Genomic DNA, 19140 nt, shown 5'->3' on the forward strand with positions numbered 1-19140 from the left:
AACGAAGGAGTGTAGGGAATGAATTGGCAGGAAGAATATCAGAAATGGGTTTCGAATGAGGAACTGGATGGTGCATTAAGACAGCAATTGACGAAGATGGAAGCGAATGAGAAAGAACTAGAAGATAGCTTTTATCGTAATATGGAATTTGGAACGGCGGGGATGCGTGGCGTGCTAGGCGCTGGGACGAACCGTATGAACATCTATACTATTCGTAAAGCTTCTCTAGGTTTGGCGCAATTTGTGGCTGAAAACGGCGAAGAAGCGAAGAAACGCGGGATTGTTATCGCGTACGATCCTCGTCATATGTCACGCGAGTTTGCGTTTGAATCGGCGGCAGTTTTAGGGCATCATGGCGTGAAAAGTTATGTGTTTGACGCGCTTCGACCAACGCCGGAACTTTCTTTTGCCGTACGTCATTTAAATGCGTTTGGCGGGATTGTTATTACAGCTAGTCATAATCCACCAGAATACAATGGCTATAAAATTTATGGTGAAGACGGTGGGCAAATGCCTCCAACTGGCGCAAGTGCGGTTATTGACTACATAAATGCAGTAGAAGATATTTTTTCTGTAGAAGTGGCGAATCAAGAAGTATTAATCGAAAATGGCTTACTTGAAGTAATTAGCGAAAAAGTAGACCGCCCATATTTGGAAAAATTAAAAGAGGTTATTGTAAATAAAAAGCTTGTTCAAGAACGCGGGGAGGATTTGAAAATTGTTTTCACGCCGCTTCATGGTACTGGCGGAATTCTTGGCGTTCCTGCGCTTGAAAGTGTTGGCTTTACGAATATTGTTAAGGTGGACGAGCAATTTGTGAATGATCCTGATTTTGGGACGGTGAAATCGCCTAATCCGGAAAATCGCGAAGCCTTTTTACTAGCGATTGAATATGGTAAAAAATTTGGTGGCGATATTTTAGTAGGAACTGACCCGGATGCTGACCGTTTAGGCGTGGCTGTTCGTAATGCAGACGGAGAATACGAAGTTTTATCTGGAAACCAAATTGGCGCGATTATTTTACATTATTTATTGAAACAAAAGAAAGCGCAAAATGAGTTGCCAGCTAATGCGGCGGTATTGAAATCGATTGTAACGAGTAATCTTGGGACGGAAATCGCGAAACATTACGGTGCTGAAATGATTGAAGTATTAACTGGTTTCAAATTTATCGCGGAACAAATTAAGCATTTTGAAGAAACTGGTAAGCATACGTTTGAATTTGGTTATGAAGAAAGTAATGGTTATATGGTTAAGCCGTTTACACGTGATAAAGATGCGATTCAAGCCGTTCTTGCAGTTGCTGAAGTGGCGCTCGTTAGCAAAGTAGAAGGTAGAACTTTACTGGAAGATTTAGATCAAATTTACGCTGAATTTGGTTATTATAATGAAGATCTCGTTTCACTTACGTTAAGTGGAAAAGATGGTTCTGAGCGCATTAAAGAAATTACTAGCAGCTTCCGTGAACAACTGCCGACAAGTATGGGTGGGTTCGTAGTAGAGCGTGTGGAAGATTATTTGAGAAGTGAAACAACTTGGATTGCAACAGGGAAAACCGAAGCGATTCATTTACCAATGGCAGATGTGATTAAATGCTATTTTGAAGATGGTTCGTGGTTCTGTTTACGCCCATCAGGCACAGAGCCAAAAATCAAATTCTACTTTAGTATTCGCGGTGAAAGTAAAGAAGAAAGTACTGCAAAACTAGAAAAAGTAAAAGCTGATTTGATGCAACATATCGAAGCTTAAAAAGAAAAATCCCGGAAACTCGCTTTAGAGACTTTTCCGGGATTTTCTAGTGAGAAGTGTGCTAAAATGGAAGGTAGATATTATTTGTGCGAAAGGATGAGGCAGATATGGCTTCTAAACAATTAAAATTAGTAATCATTACTGGGATGTCTGGGGCAGGAAAAACAGTTGCAATGCAGTCTTTAGAAGATCTCGGTTATTTTTGTGTAGATAATTTACCACCAAGTTTACTTCCGAAATTCTGGGAGCTAATGAAAGAAAGCGACAAAATGGACAAAATTGCGCTCGTTATGGACCTTCGCGGACGTGAGTTTTTCGATTCGATTGAACCTGCGCTTGATGAATTAGATAATACCAATTTTATAACAACGAAAATCCTCTTTTTAGAGGCTGATGATAAGGTGCTTGTTTCGCGTTATAAAGAAACGCGCCGTCACCATCCACTGGAGCCGAATGGTTCTGTGCTTGATGGGATTAATGCCGAGCGCGAATTGCTTAGTGATTTAAAAGGGCGCTCGCAACTAGTTATTAATACGTCGAATATGGCGCCACGCGAGTTACGCGAACGAATTAATAATGAATTTCAAACCGAAGATAAAGATGTATTCAATGTGCAATTGATGTCGTTTGGCTTTAAATACGGGATTCCGATTGATGCAGATTTAGTATTTGATGTGCGCTTTTTACCGAATCCGCATTATATCGACAAAATGCGTCCGCTGACAGGGCTTGATGAGGACGTTTATGAATATGTGATGAAATGGCCGGAGACGCAAACCTTTTTAGATAAGTTAGTTGATTTATTAATGTTTACTCTTCCTTTTTACAAACGAGAAGGGAAGACGCAGTTAGTCATTGCAATTGGGTGCACAGGAGGACAGCATCGTTCTGTGGCTTTGACTGAGTTCGTTGGCAAGGCAATCCAACAAAAATATGAGACAACGATTTCACACCGAGATATGAAACGTAGAAAGGGTCGTTAATATGAAAAAGGAAACGAAACCTAAAGTAGTCGTAATCGGTGGTGGTACAGGTCTTCCAGTCATTTTAAAAGGCCTTAAAAAGAAAGATATTCATTTAACGGCGATTGTGACGGTAGCGGATGATGGTGGTAGTTCTGGTAAAATTCGCGAGCAAATGGACGTGCTTCCGCCAGGTGATATTCGTAATGTGATGCTGGCGTTATCCAATGTCGATCCACGGGTTGTCGATTTATTTCAATATCGTTTTGCGGTAGATGGTGATTTATCCGGGCATGTTATTGGGAATTTAATTTTAACGGCTTTATCGCAACTGAATGATAGTTATGTCGATGCGATTAATGTGCTGGCTACGGTGCTTAAAATCCGCGGTAAAGTTATTCCAGCAACAGATCAACCGCTTATTTTAAATGCCGAAATGGAAGACGGTTCAATCGTGCACGGTGAGTCGCTTATCCCGTTACAAGGAAAGCATATTAATCGTGTCTACATCGAACCAGAAAATGTAAAACCATATCCGACAGCAGTGGAAGCAGTGAAAGAAGCAGATTTGATTGTTATTGGTCCAGGAAGTTTATACACGAGTATTTTACCAAATCTATTACTTACGGAACTAGCCGATGAAATCATAGCAAGTAAGGCTCCGAAAGTTTATATTACCAATATTTTAACGCAAATTGGCGAAACCGACTTTTTCTCAGATGCGGATCATATTAAAGTTATCCATGAGCATGTGGGCAAATCTTTTATCGACAAAACGCTAATTAATACGACCACAGTTCCAAAAGAGCTATTATTCCCAGAGGATGTTGCGCAAGTAGAGCATAACGCTAAAGGGATGGAGGAACTTGGTGTAGAAGCGATTTATCAAGATTTTCTTTCTACAGAGGATGGCCTTGTGCGCCATGCTGCTGAAAAAGTGGCGGATGCGCTATTAGCAATGTTGCCTGACCAAAATAACGAAAAGGAGTGAGTAAGCCATGTCATTTGCATCGGAAACCAAGAAAGAATTAACCCATATGGACGTAAGTGATAGCGATGCAAAAGTGGAACTCGCAGCTTTTATTCGAATGAATGGCGCCATCTCGTTTTCAAATCAATTAGTAATAATGGATGTCCAAACAGAGAATGCCGCTATAGCTAGACGAATGTACCAATTACTGAAAGACTTATATGAAGTGCCAATTGAACTTCTTGTACGTCGCAAAATGAAGCTGAAAAAAAATAATGTTTATATAGTTCGATTGAAGTCTGGTACACGGGGGATTTTGGAAGATTTACGGATTCTTGAGCCACCGATGACGTTTACGAAATCGATTGATAGGGGATTTGTTAAGAAGAGAAGTGCCAAACGAGCTTATTTGCGCGGAGCCTTTTTGGCAAGTGGATCAGTTAATAATCCGGAAACTTCTTCGTATCATTTAGAAATTTTCTCTGTTTATGAGGAGCACAACGAGGCGATTTGCGCTTTAATGAACCAATTTGACCTCAATGCGCGGACGCTTGAACGGAAAAATGGCTTTATTACCTATTTGAAAGAAGCGGAAAAAATTACGGAATTCTTGAGTATTATTGGAGCGACTAGCGCACTTCTTCATTTTGAGGATGTTCGGATTATGCGCGATATGCGGAATTCGGTCAATAGACTAGTGAACTGTGAAACGGCGAATCTTAACAAGACGATTAATGCGGCTGTTAGGCAAATTGATAATATTAAGTACATCCAAGCAACAGTTGGTTTAGAAGCTTTACCAGAACGACTACGCGAGATTGCAGCACTTCGGATAGCGAATGAAGATGTGACGCTGAAAGAGCTAGGCGAAATGCTAACAACGGGTCAAGTAAGTAAATCAGGTATTAATCATCGTCTCCGAAAACTAGATCAGATTGCAGAACGCCTTAGAAGTGGAGAAACACCAGCGCAAGTCGGACTGAAAATCAGTAATAGTTAATTAAAAAGAAAAGGATGCGAATTAGAATGTCAAAATTATTTTCAGAATATAAATTAAAAGATGTAACGCTAAAAAACAGAATTGTTATGTCACCGATGTGTATGTATTCAGTAGAAAATAAAGACGGGGTTGCAACAGACTTTCATTTTGCACACTATGTTTCTAGAGCTGCTGGCGGTACAGGACTCGTTATTCTAGAAGCAACCGCGGTTCAAGAAATCGGCCGCATTTCTGAGTTTGATTTAGGTTTATGGAATGATGAACAAGTTCCAGCTTTAAAAAAATTAGTCGATGGCCTTCATTACCACGGCGCAAAAGCAGGCATTCAATTAGCGCATGCTGGGCGAAAAGCCGTTTTACCCGGTGAAATAGTAGCTCCTTCTGCGATTGCTTTTGACGAAAAATCTGCCAAACCAGTAGAACTGACGAAAGAAGCGATTAAAGAAGTGGTGGCTGATTTTAAACGTGCGGCGTATCGCGCAAAAGAAGCTGGTTTTGATGTCATTGAAATTCATGCAGCGCACGGCTATCTGATCCACCAATTTTTATCACCGATTACGAATCGTCGGGAAGATACTTACGGCGGACCTGCTGGCAATCGTTATAAAATTTTAAGCGATATTATCAAAGCAGTGAAAGAAGTATGGGATGGCCCAATTATCGTCCGCGTTTCTGCAACAGATTATGCACATGGTGGATTGCAATTAGAAGACCATATTCCGTTTGCTAAATGGATGAAAGCAGACGGCGTGGAACTGATTGACGTTAGTACAGGTGGTTTAGTAAATGTAGCGCCGCCAGTTTTCCCGGGTTATCAAGTTCCTTTTGCAGATGAGATTCGTCGCGGGGCAGGGATTGCGACCGGTGCGCTCGGACTTATTACACGTGGTGAGCAAGCGGAAGAAATTTTATGTAACGAACGAGCGGATTTAATTATCGTCGGTCGTGAATTGTTACGTAATCCTTATTTTGCTAAAGATGCAGCCAAACAATTAGGTGAAACAATTGAAGGACCAAAACAATATTCACGAGCTTGGAAATAATTAAAAAGCTTGAAATCCTTTTTGCGGGTTTCAAGCTTTTTTGAACTTTTTTGAACAAAAATCTACAAATGTTGTATATTTTTTAGTCTGTTTATGTTACCATGAATAATAGTTTTCCAGTTAGTTTAAACATACACAAACAAATTAACTGAAAATTGGAATTAAAAAAGGAGGAATCTTTATGACGAAAGTTAATTCTTTTTTCAGAAAAAAGAGTTTTCATAACCCAGCGACAGACAAACATCATTTGAACAAAACGTTAGGAGCATTTGATTTAACGATGCTCGGAGTCGGAGCAGTTGTTGGGGGAGGGATATTTATTCTTCCAGGGCAGGTAGCTTCTGTCATTGCAGGACCAGGAATTATCATTTCATTTATTATTGCGGGAATTGCTTGCTGTTTAGCGGCACTTTGTTATTCGGAGTTTGCATCTAAATTACCAGTCGCTGGTAGTGCCTATACGTATAGTTATCACGTTTTTGGCGAAGGAGTGGCGTGGATTTTAGGTTGGTCGCTGATCTTAGAATACGGCTTGGCTGTAGCGGCGATTGCAAGCGGCTGGTCTTCTTATATGAAAAGTCTACTGGCGGGATTTGACTTGCATATTCCAAAAGCTATTTCATCAGCTTATGATCCGAGTGCGGGAACGTATTTTGATTTACTAGCATTTGTCGTTGTTATGGTAATTGGAATCTTACTTAGCTTTGGAATTCGCGAATCGACGCGAGTAAATAATATTATGGTTTTAGTTAAAATCGCAGTGGTTGTATTATTTATTTTGGTAGGTGCTTTTTATGTGAAACCAGATAACTGGACGCCGTTCTTGCCGTTTGGTGTACAAGGTGTCATTACTGGAGCTTCCACTGTATTCTTTGCGTATATCGGCTTTGATGCTGTCTCAAGTGCAGCAGAAGAAGTGAAAAACCCGCAGAAAAACATGCCAATCGGTATTATTGCCTCACTAGCAGTTTGTACATTGCTTTATATTTTACTTTCTGCCGTTCTTACGGGTGTTGTACCTTATACTGATTTAGTTGGCGTTAGCGCACCTGTTGCCTTCGCACTTCAAGCAATTAATCAAAACTGGATTGCTGGGCTACTATCAGTTGGTGCAATTGTAGGGATGACAACTGTTGTGCTTGTTATGTCTTATGGCGGGACTCGTTTATTGTTCGCAATGGGACGTGACGGATTATTACCTCAATCATTTTCAAAAATTAGCAAAAACGATACACCAGTCAGAAATACGATGATTTTTGCGACAGTGATGGGGCTGATTGCTTCTACTGTACCAATGGAAGATTTAGCGCAATTAATTAATATTGGAACACTGTTTGCCTTTGCAATGGTTTCTATCGGGATTTTCTTTTTACGGAGAAACCCAGACTTGAACCAAAAAGGGTTTAAGACACCATTTTACCCTGTAGTACCAGCACTTTCCTTCTTGCTTTGTGTTTATTTAATGCTTAATTTATCTAAAACAACATGGATCGCGTTTGGTATTTGGTTCGTGCTAGGTATTCTAGTTTATGTATTTTACGGAAGAAGACATTCAGCGCTTCGTATAAAATAAGGTAATAAAAAAGAGGTTTTGCGAAAATGCAAAACCTCTTTTTTATTGATTAACCTTTTAAGCCGGACTTGTTAACGATGATATCATCAATTAAGCCATAATCTTTTGCTTCTTGTGCAGTCATGAAGTTATCACGATCTGTATCACGAGCAATGACTTCGTAAGGTTGACCAGTTTTTTCAGCCATAATGGTATTCATACGTTCTTTGATTTTTAAAATGTGACGAGCTGCGATTTCGATTTCTGTTGCTTGACCTTGAGCGCCGCCAAGTGGTTGGTGAATCATGATTTCAGCGTTTGGAAGTGCAAAACGTTTACCGCTTGCGCCAGCTGTTAGTAGGAATGATCCCATTGAAGCAGCCATACCCATACCGATTGTTTGAACGTCCGCTTTCACGAAATTCATTGTGTCGTAAATGGCCATACCAGCTGAAATGCTTCCGCCTGGAGAATTGATATATAAGAAAATATCTTTTTCAGGATCTTGTGCATCTAGGAATAATAATTGAGAAACGATAGAGTTTGCCACGTTATCATCAATTGCAGATCCTAACATAATAATTCTGTCTTTTAATAAACGGGAATAAATGTCATATGCACGTTCGCCGCGGCTAGTTTGTTCGATTACTGTTGGAATTAAGTTCATATCAAGATTCCTCCTGTTAAATGTATATTTTAAATTAGCTTTGTTTATATCATACACGAATGGTCAAACTAGGTCAAACGATAAAGTCTCAGGCAAACTATTTCAATAAAATTTAACAAAAAGGTATAATGAACTATACTGAAAGGAAGGTGCATCATGAAGAAATTTTCAAAAATTGGAATGTTTTTTGCTGTGTTTACGTTAGCTGTAGTTCTTTTCCAAACAACTGCTTCAGCTCATGGATACATATCAAAGCCGGCAAGTCGTGTTTATTTAGCAAACAGAGGGATCAATGTAGGGGTTGGAGCAGCGCAATTTGAACCGCAAAGTGTAGAAGCTCCAAAAGGTTTCCCAGTAAGTGGACCTGCTGATGGAAGAATCGCAGGCGGAGGAAAATACTCACTTTTAGACGCTCAAACTGCAAATCGTTGGGCAAAAGTTGATATTGAGTCTGGCCCACTAACAGTTGAATGGACATTGACGGCGCCACATAGAACAAGTGGTTGGCAATATTTTATTACTAAAAAAGGCTGGGACCCAAATGCGCCACTGACTAGAGCATCATTAGAACCATTAGCAACAATTGCTGCCGATGGAAGTACTCCAGGAACTCTAGCGACACAAGAAATTAATATTCCGAATGACCGTTCAGGATACTATGTAATTCTTGGCGTTTGGACAATCGCTGATACAGGTAATGCGTTTTACCAAGTTATTGACGCAAACATCATCAATTCTGATGTAGCGCCAATTGCTGATGACGAAGCGCCAACAGCTCCAACTAATTTGGCTGGAACTACTACTCCGAAAAAAGTAAGTCTAACATGGACTGCTGCAACGGATAATATTGGAATTAAAGGTTATGAAATTTTACGTGACGGACAAGTAATTGGAGAAAGCCAAGTTGCTTCATATGAAGATACAACTGTAAATTCAAGTACTGCCTACACTTATACCGTTCGCGCAAAAGATTTCGGTGGAAATAAATCAACATTAAGCAATAGCATTAATGTGACTACAAAAGAAGCTCCAGCAGTGGATAAAGAAGCGCCGACTGCACCAAAAAGCTTAATGTCACACGCGCAAACAGATACAACAATTGCTCTTTGTTGGCAAGCATCTACAGATAATGTGGAAGTGAAAAATTACGAACTATATCGTAATAATACAAAAATCGCAACATCGACAAAAACAATGTTTGAAGATACAAAATTAGCAAGCAATACAAGCTATAAATATAAAGTTTATGCAGTAGATACTTCAGGAAATCGCTCCTTAGTAAGTAACGAAATCACTGTTAAAACAAAACCACTAGATCCAATGAACACATGGAAAGCGGATCAAATTTACCTCGCTGGCGACCAAATTTATTATAAAGGCGTACCATATACAGCGAAGTGGTGGACAAAAGGCAACACACCAGACACAAGTGATGTTTGGAAAAATGAAAGCACAGAAATCCAAGCTTGGAACTCTCTAAAAGCCTATAACGGCGGAGATAAAGTCATTTATAACGGCAAAACATACCAAGCAAAATGGTGGGTTAAAGGTGCAAGACCAGACAGCTCTTCCATTTGGACATTAGTAAATTAATACCTGAGCCAGCAAATCTACGGATGCGCTGGCTTTTTCAAATAAAATAAAACTTGTAAAACCCTAGGAATTTCGCTATAATTATTATTCGTACGGTAAGCATTACTGGCCTACATATAGCCCTCGTGGTGCAACGGATAGCACGTAAGATTCCGGTTCTTAAAATGGGGGTTCGATTCCCTCCGAGGGCATAAAATAGTAATTTGAAGAAATATCTAAAACGTTGAAAAGCCTTGATATTAAAGGGTGGATGGATGTTTTGGAGATTTTTTTATATCGTATAATACCCGTTTTATTCCGTTGTTTTTGTGGCATTTGTGGCAAAATTTGTGGTATTTTCATCTGTTTTTAGTGTGAAAAAAGCATCTACTTTGGACTGATTATGTTGTCTTAAATTAGAACTTAGATGACTATAGTATTTTAATGTTGTATTAATATCATCATGTCCAAGCCTATCCGCTACATAAATAATATCCATACCAGCCTCCACACATAAACCTGTATGCGTATGTCGTAGCTTGTGTAATGTCACTGGTTCAGAATTAATTGTACTGCATATTTTCTTCAAAGCTTTATTACATGAAGCGTTGTCTACGGGCTTGTTATGATAAGTGATGAATAATAACATCAATGGATTTTTAATAGAATGTTCTTTTACATAATCCGTATGCCATGTAAGATACGACTGTAAATATTGAAGTGTTGAGCTATCAATATAGATCACTCGTGATTTTTTTGTCTTCGTATCAATGAACGTATTAGTGTACTTGTAATCCCACGCTTTATTGACCGTTATAGAACGTTTGTTGAAATTAATATCTTTCTTTGTTAGTGCAATAATTTCTTCGAACCTCATGCCTGTCTGGACAGCTAGAAAGATAACTGCTCGTGATATAGAATGAAATTTTGCAAGTTCTTCTAATAATAAATGAACTTTGTCTGTTTCCATGAATTGTGCTTTATTTTTCGCTACGTCCTGTCCGCTTATATGAGCGCCTAGGGCTGGATTTTTCTTCATGTAACCTAAATGGACAGCTTTATTAAAAACCGCTCGAATTTTGCGGTGTCTGGTGTCTACAGTGGATATTGCATAGTCTACAGATAAATGATTAATAAATTGTTGATATTGAACAGCGTCAATCGAATTAAGTTTAATTTTTTCATCGAAATAATCAACGAACTGATTATAAGCGAGATCATATAAATTAATAGTAGATTGACTACTTTTCCCATCTTTAAATGTTTTCATGAATAGCGTATAAAATTCTTTGAAGTTCCATTCTTTCAGAGAACTACTATCATGCTGAACTTGTTTTAATAATTTAGATGCTTTATACATTAAGTTTGTTTCACTTGTATCTGTCAAACGCTTTTCTTTCCATTCACCATCCACTTTGACTCGAAGGCGAACACAATATTTACCATTTGCTAATTTTTTTATCTTCATTAATACCACCACCTAAATCGTTATAATGAAATAGGAGCATTAAGCTCCTATTTTTTTACTTCATATTGTGCGGATTTAATAACTTCTGCTACTTTTGTCTTAGGGTCATTATTTTCATATTGCACTGCCACTACATCATGTTTTCCAATTTTCAAAGTATCGTCTTTTAAATTTAATGATGTTTGTGTTGTTCCAAGTTGGAATTTGTCATTTAAATAACCATCCACATAAATGTATGTTTGTTTTTCTGCATTAAAATCACTTGTGTTTATTCCTAATTGCGTAACTTTTATATCTGAATCATAAAACATAGTTGGAATGTTCCCATTTTCAGATGTCCCGGATGCCGTATCAATCCAGAATTTACCAGATCCAGCATCTGACTTTTTAAAATTAACTTTCTCCACGGTTTTTTCTTCATCACTACTAGTTTTTTCAGTACTTCCACATGCCACTAAGACAAGTGAAAACGATAATACCATCAATATTAAAATACCTTTTTTCATTTTCCCCAGCTCCCTCAATCGTATATGTTTTTTAATGTGTCTTTTTTAAATACTTCTATATAATTACCTAAAAAAATGACATAGTCTTCAACTTCCCACATAAGACCATGTATCTTTTTATAGTGTTTTATAGCGTCTCTGATGAATTGTTCTGGTAAATCGAAGTAGTCAGCTACATCATGATAATATGTGAACCCTAAGTAGTAAGCTCTAATGATACATTCCGATGAAAACAGTAACTCATAATTTTTACGACGTACAAAGTTTTCTTGCTTTTTATTATTAATATCTGTTTCATCTAATATATTTCCGACTGTATGTTTAGAATGTAAATATTCTTCTATTAGTATTACTTTTTTATTTCTGCTATTCATATGTCTTTCAAGTAATATGTGACCGTCAGCGTATATCCCGTAACGATTTGTATTTTTATATAAGTCACATTCAAGAATAGTTATGTGCTTAGAAATGTCATCAATCATAGTTTCTAGTGCATTCATCATATCACCTCAGATAACTTATTTTTTGTGTTTGTCTATGATGAAGTTTACAAAGTCGTTTATCTGTTGTAAGTCTTCTTCTGTTAGATCAGCATCACGGTCTTTAGCGTGTGCGGCAATTGTATCAAACATCTTCGCACCGCTAACACCTTTCTGAATAGCTTCTGCATTTTCTGCGTCGTACTTAACCCAGTCCATTTTATTATCTGTGCGACCAAGTAGATAATCTACTGATACATTGAAGAACGTCGCAACTTTCTCTAAGTCTGCGGCTTTTGGTGATTGATATTTCCATTTATATATAGTACCTTCCCCAAAACCTAATTGCGCACTAAGGTTTTTTACTGTTATTCCGTAATCTTTTGATAATTTTTTTATTATCTCAAACGTAGTCATACCAACACATCTCCTTTGTAATATAAAAATAATTATGCTAAATAGGATAAACCTGTTGACAAAATATACCATTTGGGATATTATTAGATTTGTAAGTTAGTTGGATACAAATTTAGTTAGTCAATCGGATATCAATTCAGTATACATTTAAGTATGATTTAAAGCCCTCATGTTTTAAAACACGCTTAAAATGGGTTATTTACTATATCTATATATTATCCGAACGGGATAAATATGTCAATGATAATTTATGTATTATCCCAAAACACTTACTAAATTTATATCATGATGGAGGTGATAAATTGAGTAATATCAACAATGGGCGTGAGGTGGTTCTTGATTTTTTAGAAAAAAATAATATCACTCATCAAGACTTAGCCACAGCGTATGGTAAAAAAAGAAGTTTAGTAACAAATATTCTAAATGGTTCTGTAACAGGAACATCCGCAAATTTATTCATTCTTGAATTAATCCGCGACTATAAAATTCGAGGAACAAAGGGGGGCGAATAGAAAATGGGGCGTCCAGTTAAAAACAAACGTAGCACACATAACTTCTTATTTGGAGTTTGGACGTTAGAAGAATTTGCACAAGCTAGTCCAAGAACTTACGGGTGGTGGTTAGATAACATAAAAGACTTTCCAGAGCTTGCAGAATTTAGCAATTGGGCTACTAAAAATCAACGTGAAACCTGGGCATTTGATGCAGTGAAAGCGAATGAGTGGTTAATTAAAAAATTTGTATATAAGGAGGTATGAATTTTGATAAGTGAAAGACAAAAGTTACTTAATTCTATCTATCAGCAATTAGCAACGGTTAGAACTCACAGTGAACGTTATGCAGATAATGTTAGTGAGAAGATGTTAAACGCATCTAATAAAGAACTGGAACTCATACTAGGTGATGTTATTTCATATCAATTAGATTATGAAAGAAAAATGGAAAATCATCCACCACGAAGACGGGGTGACTATGACTATAGATGATATAAAAGTTGGTGATGTCGTTATTACACACCATAAGTCACTCGTATCATCTGATGACGGTTTAGTTTACTTCATACCAGAAGGTATTAGACAGGTTGTTACTAAGATAGAAGAAAATTATATCTGGTGTCGCTCTATCATAGATTTTGATGGGATTGTCAGTAGGAAGTTAATAATTACATCTGTTCGTAAAGTAGAAGAAGGAGGAACTAAATAATGAGTATTAGTTATCAAGCTACAATTAAAAATCCATTTAAGTCGTTAGAAGACGTGAACAGGGTTATCAAGGACATCGAAACTAAACTCGAAAATCTTAATGTAGAAGACAGTTCAGATAGTATAGCAATAGATTATTACGAGCTAGAATTATTTGCGCTAAATATGTTTAAAGGGGATCTAATATTTTTAGAGGAAACCAGGGAGGAAATTAAGTAATGAGAGTATATCACACAGAGACACAAGAGGATTTTAACGCACTGATGGAGAAGCTAGAACGTGAAGGCTGTATGTGGTCTATTGGCCATAAACCTACTGAAGGCACATATTGTTGGCGTAGGTATGGTACAGAGATGGTCGTATATGTCAAGAATAAAGATCTCACCATCGGTCACATCGGAGATGTACAAGGTGCTTTACTGATTGAAAAGTACACGAAAGAACCGCTGTATTATGTACAATTTGTTGATACTAATAAGGGTTATCTAAATGTACGAAGTGATGGGGGTAAGTCTTTAAATAATAGTGTGCAAAATGACATTTTTAAAACACAATTTACAGAAGCTGAAATAAAAGAAATGGACGAGCGTTATTGGCAGTTTGCTGTTCTTGTTGACGAGGTGGCGGAATGAGTAAAAGGATTTTAACATATCATTTGAAAAATGGAGAATCAATAAAAACAACTATCGATCATCATAGTTTGGAAATTATGAAAGATAACTTTAGTGGTAAGTTGATAGATGTTAAATACCGCTATTTTGATGCAAAATCACCACGTATATATGCTCTTGATTTATTACAAGTAATGTACATCACTGTAGAAGTTGATGAAGCATGATAAAATTCTACGTCTTTGACAAAATTACTAATGAAAAAATGGAAGTTAAAACGATGAAGTACTACGATAGGAAAATGCCACCTACAGTGTTAGTACTAGCAAACCCACAGTCCGAAAAAGGTGGATGGACTAGCTACGACTATCGACGTATTAAATTGAATGAGCTGATTCCAGACGATACTAAAGAAAATTTTTGGGAGTTAGAACGTCGCTATAAATTGATCATGGAGGGTGAACTATGACAGTAGCCGAGTTAATAGGGAAACTAAAAGAACTTCCATCAAATGCAGATATTTTGCTAACAATCGGATGGAATCACTCGGAAATAGAAGAAGTAGGCTGTATCGAAAATGAACGTAAAGTTTATATAAGCGGCTGGTGACGAGGAGAGTGAAGTATGAAACGTTATGCGTTATATGTCGAGGAAGGAAAGTATATTAGTAGCTTTGAAAAAGAATTGGACATTGCGTTAATAACTACAGATGTTACTGATGCACTAAAATTTACGAGTTTTGAAGAAGCAAATGAAACAGCAAACGCGTTAAACAAAAATATTGTCATGGTGATTGAAGTCACTAATTTAAAATCTATTGTGCAGTGTTAGGAGTGAAAAAATATGATATTTGCAATAGCAATGTACGGGGTCATTTGTGCGGGTCTCGGAATCATTATTGGCATTAATGTAAAGGAGGAAAAATAATGTTAGTAGAAATTTTAGACAATACAGATGTAGAGCCATATTGTTCCGTGGGCGAGGTTTTAAAAATGTTACAAGTGTATCCAGATATGCAAACATGTCTCGTTCGAGGTGAAGAAGTTCATTTTATTATTCCACAATCACAAGTGAAGGAGCTTAACACAAATGAAAACTAAAAAAATACAAGTACGATTTATTAATAATTTGACAAATTGGAATACAACTAAGAAATATAATTTCTTAACATTCCTTGAAGATTTACACGAAGGTGATTTAGTAGTTGTTGAAACTCGAAACGGTCATGCTATCGCTGAATTTATTACTTATGTTGATGAAATGGATGTCAAAGCTGAACGAATTGCATTCAGTAAAGTAGATGTTAAAAGTTTACATGACTACGTTGACAGACTTGCAAAAATTAATCTCCTTAAAAATAAAATAAAAATGGAAGTAGAGGAACTCACCGGAAAAATTCAACTTGAAATCTTAGCCGAGATGTCACCAAAGCTAAAAACATTAATTGATACATTACATTCGTTAGAAAGTGAATTTGATTGAAACTATTCGAACATCAAAGTAAAGCGCTAGATGAAACCTATGAATTTGATCGCGTGGCATACTATCACGATATGGGATTAGGTAAAACCTATACAGGTTCGGAAAAAATGTATGAACTGAATACACCTTACAACCTATTAATTTGCCAGAAGTCAAAAATAGCTGATTGGAAACAGCATTATGAAGATCACTATAACTACAAAGTGATTATCTATGATAAACAAAACATCGAGATTATTCCAGAAGAGTCGGTTATTATCGTGAACTATGAGCGGGCTTGGAGAAGACCAGAATTAGCAAAACTAACAGATTTTACACTCATGTTAGACGAGAGTTCTTTAATTCAAAATGAAAGCTCAAAGCAAAGTAAATTTATTTTATCCTTGCGACCAGCGCATGTAATACTACTGTCCGGTACACCCACAGGGGGACGATATGAGCGACTTTGGAGCCAATTACACCTTCTAGGATGGAACATCAGTAAACAGTTGTTCTGGAAGCAGTATGTGGCGCAAGAATGGGATGAAATCGAATCCCAATATAAAATTATCGGGTATAAGAATGTAGAACGTTTGAAGAGTAAGATGCGTCAATACGGATGTCACTTTCTTAAAACGGATGAAGTCTTTGATTTACCACTGCAAACAGATGTGGTTATTGATTGTAAAACAACATCCTTAATCAACACATTTCGACGTGATTCTATGGTAAATGTGGATGAAGTCACACTCATTGGCGATACTGCGGCAACAGCTTTATTATACATGCGTCAGCTCTGCGGACATTACAATCCCGATAAACTCGCCCAATTGAAAACATTGATTGAATCTACAGAAGATAGATTGATTATATTTTACAACTTTCAAGCTGAATGCGATGTATTAAAACAGATTTGTGAACAGTATGAACGTCCTTATTCCGTTGTAAATGGGAAAGAAAAAGACTTAACCGCATTTGAAGAATATGACAACAGTATCACGCTTGTTCAGTATCAAGCTGGCGCAATGGGGCTTAATCTACAGAAAGCGAATAAGATAGTTTACTTCACGCTTCCGCTCGGATCAGAACGCTTTGAACAAAGTAAAAAACGCACGCATCGCATCGGTCAAGAAAAACCTTGTTTCTATTATTATCTGATGACAAAAAATAGTGTCGAGTGGCGCATCTGGTCAATTCTAAAAGAACGAAGAGACTACACAGATGAACTATTTAAAGATGAGGAGTTGTAAATAATTTGGGTGCAGAAACAAGTTTCAAAGAAAATGTAATGAAATTTTTAAATCAAAATGGCGCATATGCGTTCAAATACTGGGGTGGAAATAAGTTCACTAAAAAAGGAATTCCCGACATAATAGCGTGTATTGATGGTGTTTTTCACGGCATTGAATTAAAAACAGATGTTGGTGTTGTGTCAAAACTTCAAGCTTTCAATATAGATTCAATTCTTAAAGCTGATGGCGAAGCTTATGTTTTACGACCGACCAGCACATTGAAGAATAAACATCAGGAATATGAGGTACCAGAGTTAACTTTCGAACAGTGGAAGAGTAAATATTTTTAAAACTTGAAAGGAGGTGATAAATACATGCAGTTTAGCTATAGTCGTGTGAGTTTATTCAAAGATTGCCCGTACCATTTTAAGTTGCGTTACATTGACAAATTAACCGAAATACCAAAGCTAGACGCAAACAATCCACTTATAATCGGTAATGCTATGCACAAAGGCATTGAGACCAACAGGGAAACAATGTTGGAAGAGTATTACAATAGTTTCCCCGTAATCACGAATGATCAGGTACACGAAGCGATGAAATTGGAGATTTTACTAGAAAAAGTAAAAGAATATTTTGACGATGAAGAAGATGTTGAATACATTCATGAATACAAGATTGATGTGCCCGAATTAAAAGGTTTTGTGGATTTGATTGTTAGATACCCAGATGGAAAATGTTATGTGATTGATTTCAAGTATTCTAATTATATTAAGAACTATGTTGATTCCGGGCAATTACACATTTATCAACACTTCTTAGAAAAAGCTGGTTTTAACGTACAAGGTCTAGGCTACTTATTTGTTCCTAAAACAAATATGAAAAAGGGTGACAGTGAAGAATTATACCAGTTTAGGAGACGTTTAGTAAAAGAGGTTAATCGTTCAAAAGTAACGTTCCTAGAAATACCGTTTAATCAAAATAAAGTAGATGAATTCTTCGCAGATTGTAAGAGAATCAATAACGCAACAAAATATCCAAAAAATGTAAGTGGAAATTGTTTTGGATGTAATCCAAATTTTTCACCAAATTTTTTAGAAGCTATACAAAATGAAAAAGGAGATATTGAAATGACATTACCCAAAAATGAGAGACGAGAAAAGAAAATTGATACACGACCAGACTTATGGTTATACGCAGATAGTTATGTCGGTAAATCGACATTTGTAGACCAGTTTGACAATCTATTATTTGCTAACACAGATGGTAACACGGATAACACAAGTAGCCCGGTAGTAGCTATTAAAGATAAAGTTTGGAAGGAAGGACGACAAACAAAACGGAAATATGGCTGGGAAGTATTCCTTGATATGATACGCGATTTAGAAACAGAAGAGAATACATTTGAAGCCATTGCAATTGACTTGTATGAGGATTTACGTGATCACTGCCGGAATTATGTAATGGACAAATATGGTTGGGAACACGAGTCAGATGGGTCTTATGGTAAAGGCTGGCAAATGGTTACAAAAGAGTTTCAAAATGCCATTAAACGTTTAAAAGCTTTAGACTATCAAATTATCTATATTTCTAAAGAAATGAAAAAGGATGTCACACTTAGTGGCGGGAATGTTAAGACCACATATCTTCCGAATATTGATGAAAAAACTGCCAATTTTACTACTGGTACCGTCGATTTGACTATTCGTGCTTATATGGATAATAAAGATAATCGCGTCTTACAACTTGCTAAACACCCCAATATTTTTGGTGGAGGTAGATTTAATTTCTTAACAGATAAAATTCCGTTAGACATGACTGAATTTATTAATGCTCTAGTTGATGCTCAAGAAAATGCAGTTAAAAATGGTGTTAAAACGGAAACTAAACAGAAGCGTAAACCTCGTGCTGAAAAAGAAGAAGTGGTTGAAGTAGAAGAAGTAGAAGAAACTATTGATGATAATGGTGAAGAACTTGCACCTGTCGCAAAACGTACTTCCTATTACACAGATGGAACTGAATTTGTGAAGCTGGAAAAAGATGATGTTATCCCAGATGGCTTTGAAAAAACAACCAAAAAAGCATATGAAGCTAGTCTTGTTGAAGAAGTAGAAGATGTCGAAGTTGAGGACGAGGAAGTGAAAGAAGCTCCTAAAACTCGTGAACGTCGTCAGCGTAAACCTCGTGCTGAAAAAGAAGAAGTGGTTGAAGTAGAAGAAGTAGAAGAAACTATTGATGATAATGGTGAA

The 19140-nt window shown here is 37.0% G+C and carries 27 protein-coding genes and 1 tRNA gene; 23 read left to right on the forward strand and 5 right to left on the reverse strand.

What is annotated here, in order from left to right; genetic code table 11:
• Positions 1–18 precede the first annotated feature (18 nt).
• From HCB49_RS12700 to bcaP, 6 genes are all read left to right on the forward strand, one after another.
• Positions 19–1749: a phospho-sugar mutase gene (locus tag HCB49_RS12700; protein ID WP_185605143.1), complete on the forward strand. Its 1731-nt coding sequence runs from the start codon at positions 19–21 to the stop codon at positions 1747–1749.
• Between the two features lie 107 nt (positions 1750–1856).
• Positions 1857–2732 carry an RNase adapter RapZ gene (rapZ, locus tag HCB49_RS12705; protein WP_070228179.1) on the forward strand — a complete coding sequence of 292 codons (876 nt, stop codon included), beginning with the start codon at positions 1857–1859 and terminating at the stop codon, positions 2730–2732.
• Between the two features lies 1 nt (position 2733).
• The gene (locus HCB49_RS12710) at positions 2734–3702 is read left to right on the forward strand and encodes a YvcK family protein (RefSeq protein ID WP_185392325.1); all 969 of its coding nucleotides are present in this window, start codon (positions 2734–2736) and stop codon (positions 3700–3702) included.
• A 7-nt stretch (positions 3703–3709) separates the two neighbouring features.
• Entirely contained in the window at positions 3710–4681 is a 972-nt protein-coding gene (gene whiA, locus HCB49_RS12715; protein ID WP_185605144.1) for a DNA-binding protein WhiA, read from the forward strand.
• A 26-nt stretch (positions 4682–4707) separates the two neighbouring features.
• Entirely contained in the window at positions 4708–5724 is a 1017-nt protein-coding gene (gene namA / locus HCB49_RS12720; protein WP_185605145.1) for an NADPH dehydrogenase NamA, read from the forward strand.
• Positions 5725–5905: 181 nt separating this feature from the next.
• A complete protein-coding gene (gene bcaP / locus HCB49_RS12725) occupies positions 5906–7297 on the forward strand; it encodes a branched-chain amino acid transporter BcaP (protein WP_185481105.1) in 1392 nt (463 codons plus the stop codon).
• A 49-nt stretch (positions 7298–7346) separates the two neighbouring features.
• Here the strand turns inward: bcaP and clpP are convergent, their stop codons facing one another.
• Positions 7347–7943, reverse strand: a complete 597-nt coding sequence (clpP, locus tag HCB49_RS12730) for an ATP-dependent Clp endopeptidase proteolytic subunit ClpP (protein WP_008948713.1) — start codon at positions 7941–7943, stop codon at positions 7347–7349.
• Positions 7944–8099: 156 nt separating this feature from the next.
• Here clpP and HCB49_RS12735 point away from each other — a divergent pair, with 156 nt between their 5' ends.
• Entirely contained in the window at positions 8100–9536 is a 1437-nt protein-coding gene (locus HCB49_RS12735) for a lytic polysaccharide monooxygenase (protein WP_185605146.1), read from the forward strand.
• 119 nt (positions 9537–9655) lie between these two features.
• Positions 9656–9727: transfer RNA gene (locus HCB49_RS12740), tRNA-Arg, on the forward strand.
• Between the two features lie 101 nt (positions 9728–9828).
• Here HCB49_RS12740 and HCB49_RS12745 read toward each other — a convergent pair.
• Genes HCB49_RS12745 through HCB49_RS12760 form a run of 4 tightly spaced genes read right to left on the reverse strand, consistent with a single transcriptional unit; the run spans position 9829 to position 12385 of the window.
• On the reverse strand, positions 9829–10983 hold the full coding sequence (locus HCB49_RS12745; RefSeq protein WP_185605147.1) for a tyrosine-type recombinase/integrase: 1155 nt from the start codon (positions 10981–10983) through the stop codon (positions 9829–9831).
• A 47-nt stretch (positions 10984–11030) separates the two neighbouring features.
• Positions 11031–11489 (reverse strand): hypothetical protein, encoded by a 459-nt coding sequence (locus HCB49_RS12750; protein WP_185605148.1) that lies wholly within the window; start codon positions 11487–11489, stop codon positions 11031–11033.
• Positions 11490–11503: 14 nt separating this feature from the next.
• Positions 11504–11992, reverse strand: coding sequence for a toxin (locus HCB49_RS12755; RefSeq protein ID WP_185605149.1), 489 nt, complete (start codon positions 11990–11992; stop codon positions 11504–11506).
• A 15-nt stretch (positions 11993–12007) separates the two neighbouring features.
• A complete protein-coding gene (locus HCB49_RS12760; RefSeq protein WP_185605150.1) occupies positions 12008–12385 on the reverse strand; it encodes a helix-turn-helix domain-containing protein in 378 nt (125 codons plus the stop codon).
• 302 nt (positions 12386–12687) lie between these two features.
• Between HCB49_RS12760 and HCB49_RS12765 the strand changes: the two genes are divergently transcribed.
• From HCB49_RS12765 to HCB49_RS12835, 15 genes are all read left to right on the forward strand, one after another.
• On the forward strand, positions 12688–12897 hold the full coding sequence (locus tag HCB49_RS12765; RefSeq protein WP_185605151.1) for a hypothetical protein: 210 nt from the start codon (positions 12688–12690) through the stop codon (positions 12895–12897).
• 3 nt (positions 12898–12900) lie between these two features.
• A complete protein-coding gene (locus tag HCB49_RS12770; protein WP_185605152.1) occupies positions 12901–13143 on the forward strand; it encodes a hypothetical protein in 243 nt (80 codons plus the stop codon).
• Positions 13144–13146: 3 nt separating this feature from the next.
• Positions 13147–13371, forward strand: coding sequence for a hypothetical protein (locus HCB49_RS12775; protein ID WP_070782825.1), 225 nt, complete (start codon positions 13147–13149; stop codon positions 13369–13371).
• Entirely contained in the window at positions 13358–13588 is a 231-nt protein-coding gene (locus HCB49_RS12780; protein ID WP_185605153.1) for a hypothetical protein, read from the forward strand. The genes HCB49_RS12775 and HCB49_RS12780 overlap by 14 nt, the downstream gene beginning before the upstream one ends.
• A complete protein-coding gene (locus HCB49_RS12785; RefSeq protein ID WP_185605154.1) occupies positions 13588–13806 on the forward strand; it encodes a hypothetical protein in 219 nt (72 codons plus the stop codon). The genes HCB49_RS12780 and HCB49_RS12785 overlap by 1 nt, the downstream gene beginning before the upstream one ends.
• Positions 13806–14219, forward strand: a complete 414-nt coding sequence (locus HCB49_RS14385) for a DUF1642 domain-containing protein (RefSeq protein ID WP_260479529.1) — start codon at positions 13806–13808, stop codon at positions 14217–14219. Before HCB49_RS12785 ends, HCB49_RS14385 begins: the two co-directional genes overlap by 1 nt.
• The gene (locus HCB49_RS12795; RefSeq protein ID WP_185605155.1) at positions 14216–14425 is read left to right on the forward strand and encodes a hypothetical protein; all 210 of its coding nucleotides are present in this window, start codon (positions 14216–14218) and stop codon (positions 14423–14425) included. Before HCB49_RS14385 ends, HCB49_RS12795 begins: the two co-directional genes overlap by 4 nt.
• On the forward strand, positions 14422–14667 hold the full coding sequence (locus tag HCB49_RS12800) for a hypothetical protein (protein ID WP_185605164.1): 246 nt from the start codon (positions 14422–14424) through the stop codon (positions 14665–14667). Before HCB49_RS12795 ends, HCB49_RS12800 begins: the two co-directional genes overlap by 4 nt.
• The gene (locus HCB49_RS12805; protein ID WP_185605156.1) at positions 14664–14807 is read left to right on the forward strand and encodes a hypothetical protein; all 144 of its coding nucleotides are present in this window, start codon (positions 14664–14666) and stop codon (positions 14805–14807) included. The genes HCB49_RS12800 and HCB49_RS12805 overlap by 4 nt, the downstream gene beginning before the upstream one ends.
• A 15-nt stretch (positions 14808–14822) precedes the next feature.
• Positions 14823–15029: a hypothetical protein gene (locus HCB49_RS12810; RefSeq protein WP_185605157.1), complete on the forward strand. Its 207-nt coding sequence runs from the start codon at positions 14823–14825 to the stop codon at positions 15027–15029.
• A 95-nt stretch (positions 15030–15124) separates the two neighbouring features.
• Positions 15125–15298, forward strand: a complete 174-nt coding sequence (locus tag HCB49_RS12815; protein ID WP_185605158.1) for a hypothetical protein — start codon at positions 15125–15127, stop codon at positions 15296–15298.
• The gene (locus HCB49_RS12820; protein ID WP_185605159.1) at positions 15288–15680 is read left to right on the forward strand and encodes a hypothetical protein; all 393 of its coding nucleotides are present in this window, start codon (positions 15288–15290) and stop codon (positions 15678–15680) included. Before HCB49_RS12815 ends, HCB49_RS12820 begins: the two co-directional genes overlap by 11 nt.
• Positions 15677–16909, forward strand: a complete 1233-nt coding sequence (locus tag HCB49_RS12825; protein ID WP_185605160.1) for an SNF2-related protein — start codon at positions 15677–15679, stop codon at positions 16907–16909. The genes HCB49_RS12820 and HCB49_RS12825 overlap by 4 nt, the downstream gene beginning before the upstream one ends.
• Before the next feature lie 5 nt (positions 16910–16914).
• Positions 16915–17241 carry a VRR-NUC domain-containing protein gene (locus HCB49_RS12830; protein ID WP_376740625.1) on the forward strand — a complete coding sequence of 109 codons (327 nt, stop codon included), beginning with the start codon at positions 16915–16917 and terminating at the stop codon, positions 17239–17241.
• 24 nt (positions 17242–17265) lie between these two features.
• On the forward strand, positions 17266–19140 hold a 1875-nt coding region (locus HCB49_RS12835; RefSeq protein ID WP_185605161.1), incomplete at its 3' end, for an AAA family ATPase.

The sequence above is a fragment of the Listeria cossartiae subsp. cayugensis genome, assembly GCF_014229095.1.
GTDB classification, from domain to species: domain Bacteria; phylum Bacillota; class Bacilli; order Lactobacillales; family Listeriaceae; genus Listeria; species Listeria cayugensis.

Excerpts from the sequence above, each read along its gene's own strand:
- HCB49_RS12700 (WP_185605143.1), top strand. The coding sequence starts at position 19 with ATGAATTGGCAGGAAGAATATCAGAAATGGGTTTCGAATGAGGAACTG.
- rapZ (WP_070228179.1), top strand. The coding sequence starts at position 1,857 with ATGGCTTCTAAACAATTAAAATTAGTAATCATTACTGGGATGTCTGGG.
- HCB49_RS12710 (WP_185392325.1), top strand. The coding sequence starts at position 2,734 with ATGAAAAAGGAAACGAAACCTAAAGTAGTCGTAATCGGTGGTGGTACA.
- whiA (WP_185605144.1), top strand. The coding sequence starts at position 3,710 with ATGTCATTTGCATCGGAAACCAAGAAAGAATTAACCCATATGGACGTA.
- namA (WP_185605145.1), top strand. The coding sequence starts at position 4,708 with ATGTCAAAATTATTTTCAGAATATAAATTAAAAGATGTAACGCTAAAA.
- bcaP (WP_185481105.1), top strand. The coding sequence starts at position 5,906 with ATGACGAAAGTTAATTCTTTTTTCAGAAAAAAGAGTTTTCATAACCCA.
- clpP (WP_008948713.1), bottom strand. The coding sequence starts at position 7,943 with ATGAACTTAATTCCAACAGTAATCGAACAAACTAGCCGCGGCGAACGT.
- HCB49_RS12735 (WP_185605146.1), top strand. The coding sequence starts at position 8,100 with ATGAAGAAATTTTCAAAAATTGGAATGTTTTTTGCTGTGTTTACGTTA.
- HCB49_RS12745 (WP_185605147.1), bottom strand. The coding sequence starts at position 10,983 with ATGAAGATAAAAAAATTAGCAAATGGTAAATATTGTGTTCGCCTTCGA.
- HCB49_RS12750 (WP_185605148.1), bottom strand. The coding sequence starts at position 11,489 with ATGAAAAAAGGTATTTTAATATTGATGGTATTATCGTTTTCACTTGTC.
- HCB49_RS12755 (WP_185605149.1), bottom strand. The coding sequence starts at position 11,992 with ATGATGAATGCACTAGAAACTATGATTGATGACATTTCTAAGCACATA.
- HCB49_RS12760 (WP_185605150.1), bottom strand. The coding sequence starts at position 12,385 with ATGACTACGTTTGAGATAATAAAAAAATTATCAAAAGATTACGGAATA.
- HCB49_RS12770 (WP_185605152.1), top strand. The coding sequence starts at position 12,901 with ATGGGGCGTCCAGTTAAAAACAAACGTAGCACACATAACTTCTTATTT.
- HCB49_RS12780 (WP_185605153.1), top strand. The coding sequence starts at position 13,358 with ATGACTATAGATGATATAAAAGTTGGTGATGTCGTTATTACACACCAT.
- HCB49_RS12785 (WP_185605154.1), top strand. The coding sequence starts at position 13,588 with ATGAGTATTAGTTATCAAGCTACAATTAAAAATCCATTTAAGTCGTTA.
- HCB49_RS14385 (WP_260479529.1), top strand. The coding sequence starts at position 13,806 with ATGAGAGTATATCACACAGAGACACAAGAGGATTTTAACGCACTGATG.
- HCB49_RS12795 (WP_185605155.1), top strand. The coding sequence starts at position 14,216 with ATGAGTAAAAGGATTTTAACATATCATTTGAAAAATGGAGAATCAATA.
- HCB49_RS12800 (WP_185605164.1), top strand. The coding sequence starts at position 14,422 with ATGATAAAATTCTACGTCTTTGACAAAATTACTAATGAAAAAATGGAA.
- HCB49_RS12805 (WP_185605156.1), top strand. The coding sequence starts at position 14,664 with ATGACAGTAGCCGAGTTAATAGGGAAACTAAAAGAACTTCCATCAAAT.
- HCB49_RS12810 (WP_185605157.1), top strand. The coding sequence starts at position 14,823 with ATGAAACGTTATGCGTTATATGTCGAGGAAGGAAAGTATATTAGTAGC.
- HCB49_RS12815 (WP_185605158.1), top strand. The coding sequence starts at position 15,125 with ATGTTAGTAGAAATTTTAGACAATACAGATGTAGAGCCATATTGTTCC.
- HCB49_RS12820 (WP_185605159.1), top strand. The coding sequence starts at position 15,288 with ATGAAAACTAAAAAAATACAAGTACGATTTATTAATAATTTGACAAAT.